Raw genomic sequence first — 21,222 nt, 5'->3', positions numbered from 1 at the left:
ACGTTTGAAAAAGACAGACAACCTGTGGATTGTAACAGCGAACGAATTACAACATCGGCTCAGCCCGGACGAGGGGCCGAAACGCTTTAGCATTTCGCTACCGGACCACGCGCATCAGGAGTTGCAACACTCCAGACGAAATCCTTGGTTGCATTGCTCCCACGAGCGGCCAGTACGATACTCAAGGCAATCGGCAACCAGGTGATCAACCAGTCGGCATTGGGCTTGAGCCAGAGGCCAATGCCATCAGTCATCAGTGACGCCCCGGAAAATACCCAAAGAGCCAACAATGCCTGCCCCAGTGGCTGCGCGCGCGAAATCCAGCCACGCCAGCCAGTTGCCAGCCACAGCCAGCCGAACAGCAGCAGGCCAGGGACTCCGAGACGCACACCGATATCCAGAAACAGGTTGTGCGGATGCTTGAATGCCTGTCCGATTTCGGGGACAGGAATCAGGTACTCATGGAATCCCAACCCCATCGCCCAATGATCCAGCATCAATTGAACGCCGCCGTTCCATAGCTCGGGACGGAAAGAAACACCGCGCTGCAAGAGAATTTCCGGCTTGAACACAGCAACGGACGCCAACCCCAGCACCACCAGAATGATCAGCCCGCCTGCCAGGCGCGACGGTCGCGCCACTCCCATCACGAAGAGACAGGCCAACAAGCCAATCCACACACCACGGGTTTGGCTGAAACCCAGGAATAACGCATATCCCAGCGCCGGAATCAGCACCAACACCATTAGCCAGGGATTGAAGCGCTTGGTTTGCAACGTAAATACGCCAAGAATCAGCAAGGCACCCACCGCATGCGCGGCCATGATTGCAGTGTCCCACAAGCCAATGGCAATCAGCCTGCCGCTGAAAGGTTGAGCGGACACTTCATAAAAGTAGACCCAGGAAGCCGCAGCAAAGAAACCGCCCATGATCGATGCGTACAACAACATCGACTCCAACCGCCACTTGCGGTTCTGGGCAGCCAGTAGCACGCCCAACAGGGTAAGGGCCACATAGAGCGTCACCTTGCTTTTGCCCAGGATATTATTGCCACCCTCAACCATCAGCACCAGTAACGTCCAGGCCACGAAGAAAACAAAAAGGACGCACTCCGGTTGCTTGAGCATTACGCGAAAATCCCGATGGAACAGCGCCAACAGGGCGGGCAGCCACAGCAGGAAAATCATCATCTGGTGATATAGCTTGTTGTCCGGCAGTACCCATGCCCCACACAGCAGCACAAGAAAACCGATAGACGCCCACACTTCCAGGACTTCCTTACCGAAAAACTTCTTCATTCCTGTCAGCACTCGGCTTTACCCAGCATTCGATTGGCGACCCGCTGCAACTGGGCCTTGTCGGCGTTCTTCCAGCCACCCTTGATGCAGTAGTGCTCGGAGAGGTAGTGGAGGAAGTTACGCCTCAACCGCTCATCGAGTGGCCATTGCGGGAATGCACGCGCCAGTTCCATCACCTGCTCGGCGTTGTCGGCATGCATTACCAACCCCTCAATATTGAAAAACGCCTGACCCAGGGTCAGCACGGGCTTACCCAAAAGCAGGCTTTCCAGGCCGACCGTCGAGTTCAGCGTGATCACAAACTGGCTGGACTCGATCAACTGCTGAGTGGCATTACCGTTGGCGAACAAAAGGCGGTCGTGAGTACGCTCATGCAACTCAGGATACGTTTCGCGACTGGATGGATGCTCCTTGAACACCACTGTCAATCCAGTCTCTTTGGCCAAGCGCTCGCCCAAGGCGAACATCTCGCGCATGTTCTTGATCCAGGGAGAAAACAGCCGAACCTGGCTATCGCGATCATCCTGGAACGGAATAAAGACGAATTGCTCCGGAAGCACAATCGGGGCCGGGCCGCTGGTGCGAGGCTGGCGTGGAATCAGCACGGGTGCTGCCTGATTTTCAGGAACCGGATAAGGATAGTTGAGATAAAAACCGGCTTCGCGCGGAACGGCATTCAGGTAGTTCACGCCCCGCGGATCAACGGTGGTGGTATCGGGCAACAAGCCGTTCTCGAAAAAGAACGTCTTGCAACCCGCCGGCGCCAAGGCCGTCAGCAATCGGCAGTAGCGGTGGGAACCATTCCAGAACACCAGCGCATCGGGGTGCTCGCGATCAAGCAACGCCTGAGCGCGTAGCGCCATCCAGATCAGCTCAAGACGTAACAGTAGACGATACAAGCGACCGTCGTTTTTATTCTTGACGCGCCGCTCCTCGCATTTTTCTTCGATCAGGCTCGGCCAGTCGATTCGCGAAAGCACTCTGGATGCATGCGACAGCTTTGGCCAAGGCATCTGTGGCGGGGTAACGACTTTACCTTGTAGCTCGGTCTCGTTGAGTAACCGATTGAAATAGAGGCCTTGATGCTTGGCCAAGGAAATGAACAGCATTGTCGTCATAGGGTGTCCAAAAAATAGGCCGCATCCACCCGCCAAAGCGCAATATAACCACGTGCGACACGTCCGCAGACATCAACACCCTGTTATTCGCCCGTCCGCGTATAGAAGTATAAAACCAAGAATCAGAAGCAAGCACTCTGTGGTATTGCGCCAGGCAACCCCGTGAACGGGCAACTGCCTCTTAAAAAGTGCGGCGATTGTACCACAGCGGTTTTTTGCAGCATGCGCACTGCGGTAACATAGCCGGCTGACCATCCCATCAGGCCAAGCCTTGGAGCCTTGATGCAAACGCTCGACCATACCGCTTATCTCAACATGCGCGAGGGCGCCGACGTTCTCGAGGCCGATGGTAAAGGGGATAAAGTCTTGTGCCTGGCCGATGGCTCGATGCTCAAGCTGTTTCGCCGTAAACGCCTGCTGACTTCTGCGCTTTGGGCGCCTTACGCCCGGCGCTTCGCCGACAACTGCCGAGCACTGCACGAACGCAATATCGAATGCCCAACGGTTCGCCAGATTTATCGCATCCCCAGCATCGAGCGCGATGCCGTGCATTACGACCCTCTGCCAGGTCGCACCCTGCGTCAGTTGCTAGGCACCGACAACAACGAATTTCTCCGGGCACAGCTGGGTGAGTTCATTGCACGCCTGCATGAGGACGGCATTTACTTTCGCTCCGCGCACTTGGGCAATGTGGTATTGACGCCTGAAAACACGCTGGGGCTGATCGACATCGCTGACCTGCGCGCCTATCGCAAGCCGCTGCGCAAAGGCCTGCGCCTGCGCAATTTCAAGCATATGTTGCGCTATCGCCAGGATCGCGAGTGGCTACTCAAGGACAACCAGTTCCTTGAGCATTACCTGAACCACCAACGTGTGTGCAGTGGACGCGAATTGAGCCTGGCGCTCACCCCTTAAGCCCTGGTGCCGTCAGTGTCAGCCGGCGGCAGACAGCCTGAAGGTCTCGAAGTCACGTGCAGGGTCTGCGCCTCGCAGCAAGTTATCAACCAGTTGAATGGTCTTTGCCAAACCCTGAGAACCGTATACCAGGTGGTAATCGGCAAAACGCCGGGCCTGGGCCACATGCCCCGGATAATCCTGCTCAAGCGCTTGTAGCTGGCGGGAAAACTCATGCTCATCGCGCACTTGAGGCCCAAAAAACAGCGAGTGAGAGAAAATATCCACATCGCTGCCCGCATTCACATGGATTACCGGCCGGCCCGCCAGCCCTGCCTCGATACCAGCATTGGACATGATATTGACCACAACGCTGGCCTGCGCCAGAGCGTCCGCCAGTGAACACTTGCTGTCCAGCAAGTCGATGTTGGCTAACTGCGCAGCGGCATCGCTCCAGAATTGCGCCTTGCTGCGCGGATGACGCTTGAACAGCACGCGATAATGCGGATGCTGCTCGGCCCAGGTGCGCAGTAACTGATAGGTGCGCTGATAGCCCGGTTCTTTTTCCCGATCAGGGCCAACCCCCAGAATCAACAACGTATGGAGAGCAGGATCGGCAACTGGCAGATCATAGGTTTCATCGGCGAGGTAAGAACCGATCAACACCACCGTCGACTCACCGAATCGCAATGTTCTTTCCTGCAAGGCAACCAGCGAACTATGGCCAAAGACGCCGTAATAGTCGTAATCGTTCATCCCCAGTCGCCGAGAAGATTCCAGCGTCGTGGCATGGGCCAGTTGCAGCAATCGGGCACCACGCGCAGCCAATGCCAGGCGCAGGAACGGCGCATGAAGACTACCGTTGCGTTCGTTGATCAGTACCTTGGGCGAATACGTCGTCACCAGCCACTGGGCATGGGCGGCGTACACCAGATAACGCAGCGGCACAGGCTGCGGCGGCGCCAGGAGCATGCGCTGGGCGCAGGCGTCCGATGGCGAACGTAACGCGGCCTCTGTCAGGTGGTGCCCGCGCTTGCGCAGGCCCTCGATCAGAATATTCTTGCGTTGCAACGCCATGGACTTTGGCGCCGAATGCAGCAACAGCACCTCACAGGGCGCAGAGACAACCGAACCACTCAAGCACGCTTTGGCGCGAATCCCGACCGCCACATCCACCAGCACATCACGAACCAGACGCAACAAGCTGCCGCAGCGACCATGACGCTCGCGCAGCAGCTTCCAGCGGTAACGGTCCAATTCACGCGCTTTTTGTGCCCAGCATCCCGCAGCCTGGAACACACTTGCCTCAGACGGCGGCACGTTCACTTGAACAACAACCGGATGGCCTTGCGGGTATAGGACCAGCGCGTGAGCGAGCGCAGATCGGCGCGCACGGCGCGGGCGTAAAAAGCCTTGGCGTTGACATAATCGCCGGCACTGTAGCAATCGCGGAACAACGACAGGCAGCGCTGAGCCAGGAAAGCCTGGCGCAGGTCCTGCAGTTCTTGAGGCATGCGTACCGAGGAAAATACCTCGTCAACCATCCCCACGCCCGCCGCCAGGCTTTGCTTGAGGTCATGCCGCATGCTGTCGCCATGCTTGTAGATCAACGCCAGCGGCTGATCGAGCACACTGCACGGGAAACGCGCCAGTACCTGAGCAAACACCGGAATATCCTCAACGTTGCGCAAGTGCTCAGGATAGTTGCCCGGCGCGAACACTTCGCGATGCATCGCGCAGGCGCCGTTGGACAGCGATACCGTCTTGTCCAGCAAGTAGCCACGCACACGCTGGCGCGGGGTAGCTGGCAAGGGTTTGACTGCGTGCTGGACACGACGACCGTCGTCGAACACCGACCAGTGACCGCCAATAATCAAACGGCTGTCAGGGTTGCTGGAGATATGCCGGGTCAACGCAGCCAGCGCACCAGGCGCCATCTCATCATCGGCATCGAGGAAGATCAGGTATTGCCCCCGAGCCTCCTCGATCCCGCGATTACGCACCGAAGACAAACCGCCATTGGGTTTGCGCAGAGCTCTAAAGCGTCCCGCATGTTCAGCCAGGAGCTGCTCCAGAACTTGCGGCGTCGCGTCGGTGGAGCCGTCATCGATCACCAGCAACTCAGCCTGGGCATCCCCTAACTGCGCCAGCACCGATTTCACCGCACGCGGCAGGGTTTTGGCGTAGTTATAAGCGGGAATAACGACACTGATCAGCACGTCAGTCAACGGCATACCCGTCCGCGCCTTCTTTGACCACCAGAATGTCTTCCATGATCAGGTACTGCAGGTCGGAACCGAAGAACATGTTCAAGGCATCGGTCGGCGAACAGATCATCGGCTCGCCACGACGGTTGAGCGAGGTGTTCAGCGACACGCCGTTACCGGTCAGCACTTCCAGCGCCTTCATCATGTCGTAGTAGCGCGGGTTGTATTCGCGCTTGAGCACCTGGGCGCGAGAAGTACCGTCTTCATGGACGACTTCCGGCACGCGGGTTTTCCACTCTTCAGCCACTTCGAAGGTGAAGGTCATGAACGGCGCGGGGTGATCGATCTTGATCATTTGCGGCGCAACGGTGTCGAGCATCGACGGGCAGAAAGGCCTCCAGCGCTCGCGGAACTTGATCTGGTGGTTGATGCGGTCAGCCACACCGGTCGCGCTCGGGCAACCGATGATCGAACGACCGCCCAAGGCACGCGGGCCGAACTCCATGCGGCCCTGGAACCAGGCCACCGGGTTGCCGTCGACCATGATCTTGGCAATCTGCTCCGGCATGTTCTCAAGCTTGCGCCATGCAGGCTTGTTCGGGTGACGGGCACAGGCCGCGAGCACGTCTTCGTTGCTGTAGGACGGGCCGAGGTAGACATGTTCCATCTTCTCGACCGGTACACCACGGGCGTGGGACACGTAAGCCGCAGCACCCACCGCGGTACCGGCATCACCGGAGGCAGGCTGAACGAACAGCTCCTTGATGTCGTCGCGGGCAATGATTTTCTGGTTCAGCTTGACGTTCAACGCACAACCGCCGGCGAAGGCCAGCTTGCCGGTTTCCTTGAGTACATCGCCCAGGTAGTGGTCGATCATCTGCAGCGCCAGTTTCTCGAACAGCGCTTGCATGCTCGCGGCGTAGTGGATGTACGGCTCGTCGGCGATGTCGCCTTCGCGCTTGGGCCCCAGCCACTCGATCAGCTTCGGCGAGAAGTAGAAACCTTTGCCCTTCTCTTTATAACGGCGCAGGCCGATGACGTTGGCGTAGTCGGTGTTGATCACCAACTCGCCGTTTTCGAACGAGGCCAGACGCGAGAAATCGTATTTGCTGGCGTCGCCGTACGGCGCCATGCCCATGACCTTGAACTCACCGTCGAGCATCTCGAAACCGAGGAACTCGGTGATCGCGCCGTACAGGCCGCCGAGGGAGTCCGGATCGAAGAATTCCTTGATCTTGTGGATCTTGCCGTTTTCGCCGTAACCGAAGAAAGTCGTGGCGTACTCACCCTTGCCATCGATCCCCAGGATCGCGGTTTTCTCTTTGAAACCGGAGCAGTGATAGGCACTGGAGGCGTGGGCAAGGTGGTGCTCGACCGGCTCGATCTTGATTTTCTTCGGATCGAAACCCAGTTGCTCGAGGCACCAGACAATCTTGTTGCGATAGCGCTTGTAGCGACGGTTGCCCATCAGGATCGCGTCGAGGGCGCGGTCCGGGGCGTACCAGTAACGCTTGGCGTAGTGCCAGCGAGCCTTGCCGAACAGGCTGATCGGCGCGAACGGAATCGCTACCACGTCAACGTCGGACGGCTTGATGCCCGCTTGTTCGAGGCAGAACTTCGCCGATTCGTAAGGCATGCGGTTCTTTGCATGTTTATCGCGCACGAAGCGCTCTTCTTCAGCTGCCGCGACCAGCTTGCCGTCGATATACAAGGCTGCGGAAGGATCATGGCTAAGGGCGCCGGACAGGCCAAGAATCGTCAATGCCACAGGGGTCTAGCCTCTTTAGTCTGCATGCAGGCGCAACGCGCCTCAAAAATTAATGTGCCCTCGCAAGGGGCGAGAGACAGCTAAAGGGCGGGATTATAGCTTAAACGTGTCGGGAATGACCCTGCCCTTATCAGCACCGTGAAGATGACGTCGAGCCCACGCGTTCGCCTTCGCTTATCCGCGACCCGGACGCCCGTAAATCCTGATATTGCCGTCGGTTGCCTGCCGGTAAATCGCATAGGGCAAGGAAACCGTGCCGAGGGTTTCCTCACCGAGTGACTCGGCTGACAGTTCCGGCCTCCTCGCGAGCAAGCCCGCTCCCACATTAGGTTTATGTTGAACACAGATTTTGTGTACGACCGAGAACCACTGTGGGAGCGGGCTTGCTCGCGAAAGGGGCGAAGCCCCGATTCAGGCAGCGCTAGAGATATCTTTGGGCAATCGCTGATCAATCACCCGATACAACGCACTACTCTCGGGCCAATTGCGCATGAACCGCGCCCGATCCCGCGCATACGCCGGGGCAAAGCTACTGACCGAGCTATGCTGACACATCGAATCCAGATCGATCAGCGCCCAGCGATCCTGCTGCCAGAACAGGTTATGGCCCTTGAAATCGCCATGGCTGATGCGCTCGCGAATCAACTCCGCGAACAGGTGATCCAGGGCCTGAAGCTCGGCTTGCGGCGCTTCGCCGCTTTCCACGTAGGGTGCGAAGCGCTCGATGATGTCCGGCCCCGGCAAATATTCGGTCACCAGGTACGCCCGGCTGCGCAGCCAGAGAAAACGCTTCTCCAACAATGCCAGTGGCTTGGGCGTGGCGATGCCCAGGAATGCCAGGCGATTGCCTTCACGCCATGAGTGCCAGGCGCGGCTCGGGCGCCAGAAACGTTTGAGCCAATGGGCAAAGCCCTTGATGTTGTAGCGTTTGACCAGCAATGTGCGACCCGCCACTTCGACCTTGCCGACGCTCGCGGCGCCGCCGGTCTTGTACAGATGGCCTTGATCGAGCAAGGCATCAGCCTGCTCCAGCACCGGCAACATCGCCGCCTCTTCGTCACGGCGAATCGCCCGCAAGCCGAACGCCCCGCGCTGGACGCAGAACAACGTGCATTCGCGGCCGACCTTGATCAGGAAATCCTTCAAACGCCAGCGACGGACCTTGTCGATCTGCTTCTGCAACGCTTCCATGGGCAAGGCATGCTCGCCGTTTCCCAACAAGTAATACACCAGCAATTCTTCGGTGAAGGGTTCCAGCGATTTGGGCAACTGGGCGAAAAACACCCCGAGGTTTTCCAGGACTTTGTGCTGCGACAGTGGCTTGCCAGCCGTCTCGGCACAGATGCCGGCACCATCGATCAAATACAACAGACCGCCATGGCGCAGCAAGTTGTCCAGATGCAGATCTTCCTGCCACAGGCCTTTGCTGTGCAGATGCGCGATCGCACCCAACGCCTCGGCCAGCACAGCTGATTGTTCATCCGCCAGCACTGGCAAGTGTTCGACCTGTTTCCAGGCGTCTCCCAGGCTCTCAGCGCCCTCAAGGAAATCGAACAACAGCCAGCCGCCCTCGCCGTCCTTCAGGCCATCAGCCAATAACAACGGCGTGGTCAGCCCCTGAGCCGCGAGCAAACGCACGCCGTCCAGCTCACGCTGAAAATGCCGCGCCGCTTTACCGCCAACCAGCAATTTGGCCAGCACCGGCCGGCCGCGCCAGACGCCGGCGCCCACATAACGCTGCCCTGGCAACACCCGCAGCAGGCTCAGCAGTTGCAACTCTGCAGCCCCTGCGGCATCGGCCAGTGGAATGCTTAGAGGCAGGCCTGGGCTGCGGCCCGCATGTTTCAGTTCGGACAAACGCATCAACGCGTCTCCTTGTGACTGCGCCGCGCACTCAGGCGCGATACCCAACTGTCCACCAGCGAACTGTTCAAGGGCTGATCCAGATAAGCCGCCAACAACTCGCGCAACTGACTTTCGCTCCATTCCGACGCCCGACGTAGCAACGGCTCCAGGTCCTTGACCCGATCACGTTGGCCAAACAGCAATGGCCGGGTTTTTTCCAGGTCGATCAACTGAGCCTGGTAACCGTCACCGGTGGCCTGGAGAAAAATATGCTTGGGATAGAAGCACCCGTGCAGTTGACGCTCCTCATGCAGGCGTCGCGCCAGTTGCCCACAGGCTTTCAGAATTGCCGTGTGCTGCGCCGCGCTCAGGTCGGACCAGCGCTGCAACAGTGAATCCAGATCATCCCAACCGTCCAGCGCACGGGTCAGCAGAATCGCCCGGACTTCGCCGCCGACTTTGCGCTCACCGAAGAACGCCGCCTGCAACGCCGGAATGCCCAGTTTCTGATAACGCCTGATGGTGCGAAACTCACGGGCAAAACTCGGCTCGCCAAAGGGAGAATGCAATGTACGTGTCAGGTAGTTGCACTGGCGCTTGAGGTAGTAACCATGACCTTCCAGCTCTAGCCGAAATACACTGCTCCAGCCACCACCGACGGTATTGGGTTCATCCACCGCCTCGAGCTGTTTGGCCCAGAGTGCGTCGAAGGTGCCGAGGCCATGACGCTCAAGCAGCGCACGGTCTTCAGCAGCCAGAAAATCAGTCATTCGCGTCCCTCGAAAAATCTCACCACGTGCCGAATCCGTTTCTTGTCGGCGGCATCGAGCCGGGTGCTTTGGCGGTATTGCAGATAGAAGCGCAGGCGCTGGGTGGCCGACAGATGATATTTGGCCACTTTGTCCAGACACGCCAGGTCCTTGGTGATCCGGTACTTGAGCCAGAAGCCGCGCCAGAAATCACCGTTGGGGCAGTCGATCAGAAACAGCCGCGCCTCATCGTCGATCAGCAGGTTGCGCCATTTCAAATCATTGTGGGTAAAACGATGATGGTGCATGGTCCGGGTATAGCCCGCCAGCTGCCGACTGATGTTGTCGACCCAGGCGCGGTCCGCCAGTTTCGGATCATGCCGACCTGCCAGGGCCGACAAGTCTTCGGTATTGGGCAGCTCGCGCGTGATCATCGCCCCACGATCGTATGCCGCGCCGCGCCGTTCCAGCCCCCAGGCCACTACTTCGGCGGTGGGAATGCCCCATTTGGCGAAACGCTTGAGGTTCTGCCATTCGGCTTTCACCCGCGGCTTGCCCAGGTAACGGCGCAGGCCTTTACCTGCGCCTGTGTAGCGCTTGACGTAATAATTGACGCCATTGCGCTGGACGCGAATGACCTCGGACAGTGGATCGCGGGTCAGTCGCTCGCCTTCGAGCGCGAACACCGCGTCAAGACTGCCGAAGTCTTCTGCCAGATCGCTGTAAGCAGGTTCCAGTGTCCAACCCGACATCAGAGCGCATCCCCGTATCGCTGCTTACGCTCATAGAGCTTGTTGGCCTTGCCTTCGAGCCATGCCAACAGTCCCGCTTCTTCAGCCAGAATCTGGCGCAGGGGCTGTTGGAAGTACCCCTTGAGGAAACGCAGTTTGTCGCGACGGGTCAGGCCAATGTCGAGCGCCGAAAAATACAGCGCCGCCAGGTCCTTGTTACGCCAGCGTTGGGTAATCGTCGGACGCGTCTGGGCACGGTGCAGATCGATCACCGACAGCTTGAAGTCGTCGGCTGTCACTGGTTTATCGGTGTGCAGCAGGAAGTGGCAGATGTAGCAGTCGCGGTGGTTAACCCCGGCGCGGTGCATCATGCCGGTCATTCGCGCGACCTCGGCGATCAAGGCGCGCTTGAGTTTTGGCTCGGGCGGTTGCTTGACCCAGTCGATGCTGAAATCTTCGAGGCTGACGGTGGGCGCCAGCTCTTGCGTGACGATGAACGAATGCTGGTCCGCCGGGTTGCTGCCCTTTTCGCCGTAAGCGACAGCGGTCATGGTCGGCACGCCGACTTCTTGCAGGCGCTGAATGGCCTTCCACTCCTGGCCCGCGCCAAGCACTGGCAGCTTGGCGGTCAGCAGGTTTTTGAAAATCTCGCCCCAGCCGATGCCACGGTGGATTTTCACGAAGAACCCGTGACCGTCCACTTCAGTACGCAGTGTCCGGCGCGCTTCAAGCTCGCGGTATACCTCGCCCTTGAGGCCCTCGACTTCGGCGAACGGATCGCGCCCGGCCCAGAGGCTCTTGAACGGTTCAGCCAGCATCAACTTCATTAAGCGTGCTCCGCCAGAATCACATCGGCCGCGTGCTGCGGCATGCTGTAGAGGTCGGCCGTCTCGGCGAAAGCCAGACCGTTGCGGCTCCAGGCCGCCCGTGCATTTGCGTCATTCAACATGCCGGTCAGGTATTGCGTCAGTTGCGCCTGATCGAAGGGTTCGTCCAGCACCAGGCCTGCATCGGCCTCGGCGATGTAATGGGCATAGCCGCACACTGCGCTCACCAGCACCGGCAAGCCGGCCACCACCGCTTCAAGCAGCACCGTACCGGTGTTTTCGTTGTACGCCGGGTGGATCAACAGATCGGCACCGAGCAGGAAACGCGGGATATCGCTGCGCCCCTTGAGGAACGTCACGTTGTCGCCCAGGCCCAAAGTGGCGCTCTGCAGCTGGAATACTTTGGGGTCGTCCTGGCCAATTACAAACAGCCGGGTGCGTTTTTTCAGCTCGGCAGGCAGCGCGGCCAGCGCCTTGAGGCTGCGGTCCACGCCTTTGGTCTTGAACCCGGAGCCGATCTGCACCAGCAGCAATTCATCATCTTTCAGATTGAACTCGCGACGAAACCCGGCACGGATCTCGGCGGCATTGGCCGGCGCGCGACGGTCCAGAGAAATACCCGGCGGCAGTAAATGGAAACGCGCAAGCGGCGTGTCGTAATGCTTGATGAACAGCGGCTGCTGGACTTCGGAAATCATCAGCACTTCGGTTTTGGCGTCCTTGGCGAACACCGCGCGCTCGTACTCGGCAAAGTGCCGGTAGCGACCCCAACGACGGTACAGCGAGTTGCGCAGGTTTTGCGCCTTGTCTTCGAAGCAGCCGTCGGCGGCGTAGTAAACGTCCAGGCCCGGCATTTTGTTGAAACCGATCAGGCGATCCACCGGACGCTTGGCCAGATCGGCCTCCATCCACTCAGTGAGCTTCTCGTTGCGCCGATGATTGAAGAACGCCTTGACCGGTGCCACCAGTACTTCGAAACCCGGCGGAACGTCGCCTTCCCAGATCAGCGTATAGACACGAATCTGATGACCGCGTTGCTGACATTCAAGGGCGATGCGCATGAAGTCGCGCTGCAAGCCCCCAAACGGAAAATATTTGTACAGGACAAATGCCAATTGCATCAGCGCAGCTCCTCAGCCAGTAACAACGTGCTCAGTCGGCTCGCGACACGCTCGGGATTCAGACGCGTGAAGCACAAGGGCCACTCGCGTTTCAGGTCGAACCGACGGGCATCATCGGCCGTCGGTTGATAGGTGCATTTCTTTTGCAGGCACGGTGCGCAAGGGAAGTCGCTGGCCATGTGAATCTGCGACTTGCCGTACGCGCCGGTCAGGCCCGGGTTGGTCGGGCCGAACAGCGACAGAGTCGGCACGTCCAGCGCCGCAGCCAGGTGACCGAGACCGGTGTCCACCGCTACGCAGGCTTGCGCTCCGGCCAGGACTTTGCCGACACCCGCCAGGTTCAGTTTGGGCAGCACCTCGACGTGTCGCATGTCTTTGGCGATGCGCTCGGCGCGGGCCTTTTCGACCGGATTACCCCACGGCAGCTTGACCGCTACGCCAAGGTAACCCACCCGCTCGGCCAACTCGCGCCAATAGGCTTCGGGCCAGTGCTTGGTGTCCCACGTGGTGCCATGGAGAAACACCACGTACGGATTCTTGCGCGGCAATTCCACCAGTCGTTCGACGTTCAGGCCATAGTCGCCCAGCCCCTTAGGCAGGTCGTAACCCAGTGCCACTGCGAACAGCTGGCGCACTCGCTCTACCGCGTGCTGCCCACGGGCCACGGCCAGACGTCGGGAATAGAAGCGCGCAGCGATGGGTTCGCGGGCCGAGTTTTTGTCCAGCCCGGCCACTGGTGCTTTGGCGTAGCGAGTCAGCAACGCGCTTTTCAGCAAGCCCTGGGCATCGATCACCAAGTCATATTTGGTCGCGCGAATGCTTTGCTTGAAGCGCTTCCACTCGCCACTCTTGATGGTCTGCCAGATGTTCTTGCGCCAGCGACGGATCGCCACCGGAATCACCTTGCCCACGGCCGGGTGCCAGGTCGGAATCTCGGCGAAGCCTTCTTCCACCACCCAGTCGAACGTGATGCCGGGGATCGCCCGCGCCGCGTCGGTCAACGCTGGCAACGCGTGAATTACATCGCCCAGCGAAGAAGTCTTGATCAACAGTACCCGCAAACTATTTGACCTCGACCACAGTGCCCAGCAACCGCTGCAAGGCTTCGTTCACCGCTTTGGGCATGAGTTGGCGCAAGCAATTGTAATGACCGAAACGGCAGGTGCGATCGAAGCACGGACTGCATTCGATGCCCAGGCGCACGATCTCGACGTGCTCGGCCAACGGTGGTGTGAAACCCGGCGACGTCGAGCCGTACACCGCCACCAACGGGCGGTTCAGCGCGGCAGCCACGTGCATCAGGCCGGAGTCGTTGGAGACCACCGCATCGGCGCAAGACAGCAGATCGATGGCCTCGGCCAGAGACGTGTCGCCACTGAGGTTCACCGACTCTTCACGCAACCCCGGAATCAGCCGCGCACGAATGTCTTCGCCCACCGCATGATCGTTTTTCGAGCCGAACAGCCAGACCTGCCAGCCTTCACGGATCTTCGCTTCGGCGACCTTGGCGTAGTGCTCGGACGGCCAGCGCTTGGACTCGCCGAACTCGGCACCGGGACACAGCGCCAACACCGGACGGTCGAGGGCCAGACCGAACTTGGCCAGTGCACCGTCGCGGGTCACCGGGTCGATCTGCAGGCTCGGTCGTGGATACGGCTTCGGCAATTCGGCACCGGGCTCAAAGGCCAGGGCCATGAAGCGTTCGATCATCAGCGGGTAACGCTCTTTGTCGAGCGTGCGCACGTCATTGAGCAAGCCGTAGCGGAATTCGCCGCGCCAGCCGGTGCGTTTCGGGATGCCGGCGAAAAATGGCACCAGCGCCGACTTCAAGGAATTGGGCAGCAGGATGGCCTGGTCGTACTGACCGGCCAGGGATTTACCGATGCGCCGACGCGTCGCCAGCTCCAGCACGCCGTGGCCGAGCGGGAAGCTCAAGGCCTGGCGTACTTCGGGCATGCGCTCGAGAATCGGCCGGCTCCACTCGGGGGCCAGCACGTCGATTTCGCACTGCGGGTGGCGCTGCTTGAGACACTGAAAAAGTGTCTGCGCCATCACCATGTCACCGACCCAACTGGGCCCAACGATCAGAATTTTCATGTGGTTTCCAAAAACGAGCCGGGGAGGCATACGCCTCCCCGCCTCGAGAATCACTGTGGAAGTTTGTTTGACCGCGATGGGATCATCACCTTCGACATTATCGTCGACTGTCACTCCGCTATCGCGAGCAAGCTCGCTCCCACATTGGGTATTGGTGCACATCCAGTGCGGTACAGCTTAGCGCGCTGCCTGCTGCCTTCAATCAAAAAACACTGCAGCTCTAATGTGGGAGCGGGCTTGCTCGCGAAGAGGCCGTCACATCCAGCATAAATGGTGACTGACACTCCGCTTTCGCGAGCAAGCCCGCTCCCACATTTGAATCTCGTTGCCTGTTCAGCTTAACCCCAGTTCGCGCCAGATCCGCATGACCTGCTGTCGTTCATCCACGAACTGGTCGCCCGGTATTACACCGGCGTCCTTCTGCAAGGCCTCCCGGTGAGCGGCGGAGCGGAAGGCCTTATAGGCTTCACGCAACAGGCTGGCGTCTTCGGCGGGCATCAGCCCGACCTCCTCCAACCCTTCCAGAATGCGGATATTGTCGGTGTAGCGCAGCAATGACGGATGCGCTTCAGACCATGCCAGAGCCGCGTATTGCACCATAAATTCAATATCGACGATACCTCCGGCGTCCTGCTTGAGATCGAACGGCGCCGTGGCCTCGAAGGCATTTGCCGCGGTGCCCGCCGCAGTGCTCTTGCTGCCCAGATTATCGCGCATCTTGGCGCGCATTTCGCTGACCTCCTGGCGCAAGGTCGGCAGGTCCCGCGGCTTGGCCAATACTGCGGCGCGAACCTTCTCGAAGGCCTGGCCGACATCCTGACTGCCCACCAGCACCCGCGCCCGCACCAGCGCCTGGTGTTCCCAGGTCCACGCTTCGTTTTCCTGATACCGGGCAAACGCCCCCAGGGAACTCACCAGCAAACCAGACGCACCGGACGGCCGCAGGCGCATGTCCACTTCATACAACTGGCCGGAGTTGGTCTGCGCCGTCAGCAAATGAATGATGCGCTGCCCGAGCCGGGTAAAAAACTGTGCGCCGTCGATAGGTTTCGGCCCGTCGGTTTCCGCCTGCGGATCGCCGTCGTGGATGAACACCAGATCCAGGTCCGAACTATGCCCCAGCTCCAGACCGCCGACTTTCCCGTAACCGACAATGATGAAGCCAGGGTCGCACAAGGTACCGTCAGTGCGCAGTGGTGAGCCGTACTTGGCCACGGTCTGTCGCCAGGCCAGGGCCAGCACTTGTTCGAGGATCGCTTCGGCAAGCCAGGTCAGGTAATCGCTGACCTTCATCAAGGGCAGGCTGCCGGCGATTTCCGAGGCGGCGACGCGCAAGCGGTGCGCCAGTTTGAAATGCCGCAGGGCTTCCATTTGTTGTTCGAGGTCATCTTCGGGAATCCGCGTCAGACGCTCGCGCAATTCAGCGGCCAATTCCGGCGCCAGCGGCGGCTTGAACAACCGGCCTTCGTTGAGCAATTCGTCGAGCAGCAGCGGAAAGCGCGTGATCTGCTCGGCAATCCATGGGCTCGCGGCGCACAGCGTCAGCAGGCGGCGCAGGGCCCCGGGGTTCTCGGTTAACAACACCAGATAGGCGGAACGACGCGCGACAGCTTCCACCAGCGGCAGCACCCGTTCCAGCACCAGATCGGGATTGGCATGTTCCACAGCCTGAGCCAACAAGCGCGGAATAAAAGCATCGAGGCGTTCCCGCCCCAGGCGCTGCATGGCACGCAATTGCGGGCTGCCGCGCAGACTGGCCAAGGCTTTCAGCGCCTTGGAGGCGTCGGCGAAACCACCCTCTTCCAACTGACGGCACGCGGCCTCCTCGTCCTGCGCCTCCTCCCACAGCGGCAGCCATTCCCCGCCGACCACCACTTCGCTCTCAGCGCCATTCTCTTCATCGGGATCGGCAATCACCTGAGCAAAGTGCCAGGCCACCCGGCCACGCCAGTACATCAGCTGTTCGTGGAATGCCGTCCAGTTGGCAAACCCGAGCATAAAGGCAATGCGCGCCTGATCCTGTTCGCCATCCGGCAGCATCTGGGTCTGACGGTCGGCAATCGCCTGGATCGCGTGCTCGGTGTAACGCAGAAATTCGTAGGCTTCGCGCAATTCGCTGACCACCGCCGCTGGCAGGTAACCCTGACCTTCGAGGGTACTCAGTACTTTTAATAGGGGACGCTGCTGCAGGCTCAGGTCGCGGCCACCGTGAATCAGCTGGAAGGCCTGGGCGATAAACTCGACTTCACGAATGCCGCCGGAACCGAGTTTGATGTTGTCGGCCATGCCCTTGCGCCGGACTTCCTGCTGGATCAGCTGCTTCATGGTGCGCAGCGCTTCGATGGCCGAGAAATCCAGATAACGCCGGTAAACGAACGGGCGCAGCATTTCTTGCAATTGCGCCCCCGCCACTTGATCGCCGGCCACCACGCGCGATTTGATCATCGCGTAGCGTTCCCAGTCGCGGCCCTGATCCTGGTAATACTGCTCCAGTGCATTGAAGCTCAGCACCAGCGCACCGGACGAACCGTAAGGCCGCAAGCGCATGTCGACGCGGAACACGAAACCGTCGACGGTCATCGGGTCCAGCGCCTTAATCAGGCGCTGGCCGAGACGAATGAAAAACTCCTGGTTATCCAGCGACCGTTTCACACCGACGGTTTCGCCGCCCTCGGGGTAGGCGAAAATCAGGTCGATGTCCGACGACAGATTCAGCTCCACGGCGCCGAGCTTGCCCATGCCGAGGATGACCATCTGTTGCGGCTCGCCGCTACGTCGCCCGGTGGGCGTGCCGAACTGCTGGCAATGGCGCTGATACAACCACTGATAGGCCTGATCGATGCTGGCATCGGCCATGTCCGAGAGGTCGCGACAGGTCTGGATCAAATCGGCCTGGCGAGTCAGGTCGCGCCAGATGATCCGCATTTGCTGGCGGGTGCGCTGGCGACGCAGGGCGCGGCCAAGTTGGTCGTCGGTTTCGGCTGCGCTCACCGCCGTCGCAATCTGTGCGCACAATTCGCCCGGCGCAAAAGCGCGGTCCAGTTCACCGGACCGCACCAGCTCCAGCAACATCAAAGGGTCACGCACACCCTGTTCAATGACAAAGTCGCTGGCGGCGGTGACGCGGGCAAATTGTGCCCAGCGCTCAGGCGTCCAGGCAGACAGGCCACGATCGTCGGGAAGAAGCGCGACGGCCGTACGGAACGACTGCTCGGCACGGGTGACAAAGGGCAGGAGTACGCCGGGCAGTTCGGCAAGCGAAGGGAGGCTCATGGTCTATCCTTGATCGGCGTGTGAAGGGCTGCATGTAGTGATTCGTGAAAATGCGCTACCTGACCGACTGTCGAACAAAGGTTAGAAATAGCTGAAATTTGTTTATTTTTGGCAGCGATCATCAAGCCTTCACCTTTTTTGGTTGGCAAAAGACCAACCTTAACGATTATTCTCACAACGCAGCCGGAGGCCACAAGCCGATCTTCTGTAGTTTTACTACTCGTCTATACATTCGAAAGGCTGAAATGCCCGATGATTTGTAGTAAAACTACACGCCGCCGGAACATACCTCTCGGCAATCCAAGAATTTATATCGTCTGCCCACAAGGCCAGTCGCAAACTCAGGCAACCGATTCTGGAAGCCTTTCCGCCCTGGAGCAAGCCATGCAAGACCTCGATCCCGTCGAAACCCAGGAATGGCTGGACGCCCTGGAATCGGTTCTCGACAAAGAAGGCGAAGACCGTGCTCACTATCTGATGACCCGTATGGGTGAACTCGCGACCCGTAGCGGCTCGCAGCTCCCTTACGCCATCACTACGCCGTACCGCAACACGATCCCCGTTACCCACGAAGCACGCATGCCTGGCGACCTGTTCATGGAACGCCGCATTCGCTCGTTGGTACGCTGGAACGCGATGGCCATGGTAATGCGTACGAACCTGAAAGATTCTGACCTGGGTGGTCACATCTCCAGCTTCGCCTCCAGTGCGACCCTGTATGACATCGGCTTCAACTACTTCTTCCAGGCTCCGAGCGACGAACACGGCGGCGACCTGATCTACTTCCAGGGCCACACCTCGCCAGGCGTCTACGCCCGTGCATTCATGGAAGGCCGCATCACCGAAGACCAGATGAACAACTTCCGCCAGGAAGTCGACGGTCAGGGCCTGTCGTCCTACCCGCACCCTTGGCTGATGCCTGACTTCTGGCAGTTCCCGACCGTATCCATGGGTCTGGGCCCGATCCAGGCGATCTACCAGGCTCGCTTCATGAAGTACCTGGAACACCGCGGTTTCATCCAGCCGGGCAAACAGAAAGTCTGGTGCTTCCTGGGCGACGGCGAGTGCGACGAGCCGGAATCCCTGGGCGCGATCTCCCTGGCCGGCCGCGAGAAGCTGGACAACCTGATCTTCGTCATCAACTGCAACCTGCAGCGCCTCGACGGCCCGGTTCGCGGCAACGGCAAAATCATCCAGGAACTCGAAGGCGTGTTCCGCGGTGCTCAGTGGAACGTGACCAAAGTCATCTGGGGCCGTTTCTGGGACCCACTGCTGGCCAAAGACGTCGACGGTATCCTGCAACGCCGCATGGACGAAGTCATCGACGGCGAGTACCAGAACTACAAAGCCAAAGACGGCGCGTTCGTGCGTGAACACTTCTTCAACACGCCAGAACTCAAGGCGATGGTTGCAGACTTGTCCGACGACGAGATCTGGAAGCTCAACCGTGGCGGCCACGACCCGTACAAGGTCTACGCGGCGTACCACGAAGCGGTCAACCACAAAGAACAACCGACCGTCATCCTGGCCAAGACCATCAAGGGTTATGGCACCGGTGCCGGCGAAGCGAAAAACACTGCGCACAACACCAAGAAAGTCGATGTCGACAGCCTGAAGTTGTTCCGCGATCGTTTCGATATCCCGGTCAAAGACGACGAACTCGAAAACCTGCCGTTCTTCAAACCGGAAGAAGGCAGCGCCGAAGCCCGCTACCTGAGCGAGCGCCGTACCGCACTGGGCGGTTTCGTGCCTCAGCGTCGCGCCAAGAGCTTCAACATTCCAACCCCGCCACTGGACACCCTCAAGGCGATCCTGGACGGCTCGGGCGACCGTGAAATTTCCACCACCATGGCCTTCGTGCGGATCCTCGCGCAACTGGTCAAGGACAAGGAAATCGGTCCGCGCATCGTACCGATCATCCCGGACGAAGCCCGTACCTTCGGTATGGAAGGCATGTTCCGTCAGTTGGGCATCTACTCGTCCGTCGGCCAGCTCTACGAGCCAGTCGATAAAGACCAGGTGATGTTCTACAAGGAAGACCAGAAAGGTCAGATCCTCGAAGAAGGCATCAACGAAGCGGGCGCCATGAGCTCCTTCATCGCTGCCGGTACTTCGTACTCCAGCCACAACCAGCCAATGCTGCCGTTCTACATCTTCTACTCGATGTTCGGCTTCCAGCGTATCGGCGACCTGGCCTGGGCCGCTGGCGACAGCCGCACCCGTGGCTTCCTGATCGGCGGCACCGCCGGCCGGACCACGCTGAACGGCGAAGGCCTGCAACACGAAGACGGTCACAGCCACATCCTGGCTGCCACCATCCCGAACTGCCGCACCTACGATCCAACCTACGGCTACGAGCTGGCGGTGATCATTCAGGACGGCATGAAGAAGATGACCGAAGAGCAACAGGACGTCTTCTACTACATCACCGTAATGAACGAATCCTACCAGCAGCCCGCCATGCCGGCCGGTGCCGAAGAAGGCATCAAGAAAGGCATGTACCTGCTCGAGGAAGACACCCGCGAAGCGGCGCATCACGTTCAGCTGATGGGCTCCGGCACCATCCTGCGTGAAGTCCGTGAAGCGGCGAAGATCCTGCGTGAAGAGTTCAACGTCGGCGCCGACGTGTGGAGCGTTACCAGCTTCAACGAACTGCGTCGCGACGGCCTGGCCGTTGAGCGCACCAACCGTCTGCACCCGGGCCAGAAGCCTAAGCTGAGCTATGTGGAAGAGTGCCTGAACGGCCGTAAAGGTCCGGTCATTGCCTCTACCGACTACATGAAGCTGTTCGCTGAGCAAATTCGTCAGTGGGTCCCGTCCAAGGAATTCAAAGTCCTGGGCACCGATGGTTTCGGCCGCAGTGACAGCCGCAAGAAGCTGCGTCACTTCTTCGAAGTCGACCGTCATTTCGTGGTGTTGGCAGCCCTGGAAGCCTTGGCTGACCGTGGTGACATCGAACCTAAAGTGGTGGCTGAAGCCATCGCCAAGTTCGGTATCAACCCGGAAAAACGCAACCCACTGGACTGCTGAGGAGACACTCTGTGAGCGAACTCATTCGCGTACCTGACATCGGCAGCGGTGAAGGTGAAGTAATTGAACTGTTTGTGAAGGTCGGCGACCGTATCGAAGCCGACCAGAGCATCCTGACACTTGAGTCGGACAAGGCGAGCATGGAAGTGCCTGCGCCGAAGGCCGGTATCATCAAGAGCCTGAAAGTGAAGCTGGGCGATCGCCTGAAAGAAGGCGACGAACTGCTGGAACTGGAAGTCGAAGGTGCCGCTGCGGCTGGCGCCG

The 21,222-nt window shown here is 59.5% G+C and carries 16 protein-coding genes; 3 read left to right on the top strand and 13 right to left on the bottom strand.

The genetic code is table 11. The features are described 5' to 3' along the window. Positions 1–86 precede the first annotated feature (86 nt). Complete coding sequence (locus PMI36_RS06170; RefSeq protein ID WP_008074644.1) at positions 87–1,298, bottom strand: O-antigen ligase family protein; 1,212 nt, start codon at positions 1,296–1,298, stop codon at positions 87–89. A gap of 5 nt (positions 1,299–1,303) precedes the next feature. Next, a complete protein-coding gene (locus PMI36_RS06175; protein WP_008074642.1) occupies positions 1,304–2,416 on the bottom strand; it encodes a capsular polysaccharide export protein, LipB/KpsS family in 1,113 nt (370 codons plus the stop codon). Positions 2,417–2,698: 282 nt separating this feature from the next. Here PMI36_RS06175 and PMI36_RS06180 point away from each other — a divergent pair, with 282 nt between their 5' ends. Beyond that, positions 2,699–3,331: a hypothetical protein gene (locus tag PMI36_RS06180; protein ID WP_008074641.1), complete on the top strand. Its 633-nt coding sequence runs from the start codon at positions 2,699–2,701 to the stop codon at positions 3,329–3,331. Positions 3,332–3,349: 18 nt separating this feature from the next. Here the strand turns inward: PMI36_RS06180 and PMI36_RS06185 are convergent, their stop codons facing one another. The 11 genes from PMI36_RS06185 to glnE form a co-directional block, all read right to left on the bottom strand. After that, positions 3,350–4,567, bottom strand: coding sequence for a capsule biosynthesis protein (locus PMI36_RS06185; RefSeq protein ID WP_238543593.1), 1,218 nt, complete (start codon positions 4,565–4,567; stop codon positions 3,350–3,352). A 65-nt stretch (positions 4,568–4,632) separates the two neighbouring features. Further along, positions 4,633–5,544 carry a glycosyltransferase family 2 protein gene (locus tag PMI36_RS06190; RefSeq protein WP_008074637.1) on the bottom strand — a complete coding sequence of 304 codons (912 nt, stop codon included), beginning with the start codon at positions 5,542–5,544 and terminating at the stop codon, positions 4,633–4,635. Next, entirely contained in the window at positions 5,531–7,285 is a 1,755-nt protein-coding gene (locus PMI36_RS06195) for a carbamoyltransferase family protein (RefSeq protein WP_008074636.1), read from the bottom strand. Before PMI36_RS06195 ends, PMI36_RS06190 begins: the two co-directional genes overlap by 14 nt. Before the next feature lie 411 nt (positions 7,286–7,696). After that, positions 7,697–9,148 (bottom strand): lipopolysaccharide kinase InaA family protein, encoded by a 1,452-nt coding sequence (locus tag PMI36_RS06200; RefSeq protein ID WP_008074635.1) that lies wholly within the window; start codon positions 9,146–9,148, stop codon positions 7,697–7,699. Beyond that, entirely contained in the window at positions 9,148–9,900 is a 753-nt protein-coding gene (locus PMI36_RS06205; RefSeq protein WP_008074634.1) for a lipopolysaccharide kinase InaA family protein, read from the bottom strand. The genes PMI36_RS06200 and PMI36_RS06205 overlap by 1 nt, the downstream gene beginning before the upstream one ends. Further along, complete coding sequence (locus PMI36_RS06210; protein ID WP_008074633.1) at positions 9,897–10,631, bottom strand: lipopolysaccharide kinase InaA family protein; 735 nt, start codon at positions 10,629–10,631, stop codon at positions 9,897–9,899. The genes PMI36_RS06205 and PMI36_RS06210 overlap by 4 nt, the downstream gene beginning before the upstream one ends. Then, entirely contained in the window at positions 10,631–11,437 is an 807-nt protein-coding gene (gene rfaP, locus PMI36_RS06215) for a lipopolysaccharide core heptose(I) kinase RfaP (protein ID WP_007902532.1), read from the bottom strand. Before rfaP ends, PMI36_RS06210 begins: the two co-directional genes overlap by 1 nt. Beyond that, on the bottom strand, positions 11,437–12,558 hold the full coding sequence (locus tag PMI36_RS06220; RefSeq protein WP_008074631.1) for a glycosyltransferase family 4 protein: 1,122 nt from the start codon (positions 12,556–12,558) through the stop codon (positions 11,437–11,439). Before PMI36_RS06220 ends, rfaP begins: the two co-directional genes overlap by 1 nt. Further along, positions 12,558–13,619 carry a lipopolysaccharide heptosyltransferase I gene (gene waaC / locus PMI36_RS06225; RefSeq protein WP_008074629.1) on the bottom strand — a complete coding sequence of 354 codons (1,062 nt, stop codon included), beginning with the start codon at positions 13,617–13,619 and terminating at the stop codon, positions 12,558–12,560. The genes PMI36_RS06220 and waaC overlap by 1 nt, the downstream gene beginning before the upstream one ends. 1 nt (position 13,620) lies before the next feature. Further along, a complete protein-coding gene (waaF, locus tag PMI36_RS06230; RefSeq protein ID WP_008074620.1) occupies positions 13,621–14,655 on the bottom strand; it encodes a lipopolysaccharide heptosyltransferase II in 1,035 nt (344 codons plus the stop codon). Between the two features lie 333 nt (positions 14,656–14,988). Next, positions 14,989–17,928 carry a bifunctional [glutamate--ammonia ligase]-adenylyl-L-tyrosine phosphorylase/[glutamate--ammonia-ligase] adenylyltransferase gene (glnE, locus tag PMI36_RS06235; protein WP_008074618.1) on the bottom strand — a complete coding sequence of 980 codons (2,940 nt, stop codon included), beginning with the start codon at positions 17,926–17,928 and terminating at the stop codon, positions 14,989–14,991. Between the two features lie 384 nt (positions 17,929–18,312). Between glnE and aceE the strand changes: the two genes are divergently transcribed. After that, complete coding sequence (gene aceE / locus PMI36_RS06240; protein ID WP_008074616.1) at positions 18,313–20,958, top strand: pyruvate dehydrogenase (acetyl-transferring), homodimeric type; 2,646 nt, start codon at positions 18,313–18,315, stop codon at positions 20,956–20,958. 11 nt (positions 20,959–20,969) lie between these two features. After that, the coding region (locus tag PMI36_RS06245) for an acetyl-CoA carboxylase biotin carboxyl carrier protein subunit (RefSeq protein WP_008074614.1) at positions 20,970–21,222 on the top strand (253 nt) is incomplete at its 3' end.

The organism is Pseudomonas sp. GM79 (genome assembly GCF_000282495.1).
Taxonomy (GTDB): Bacteria; Pseudomonadota; Gammaproteobacteria; order Pseudomonadales; family Pseudomonadaceae; genus Aquipseudomonas.
This window is presented reverse-complemented; position numbering and strand designations above follow the sequence as displayed.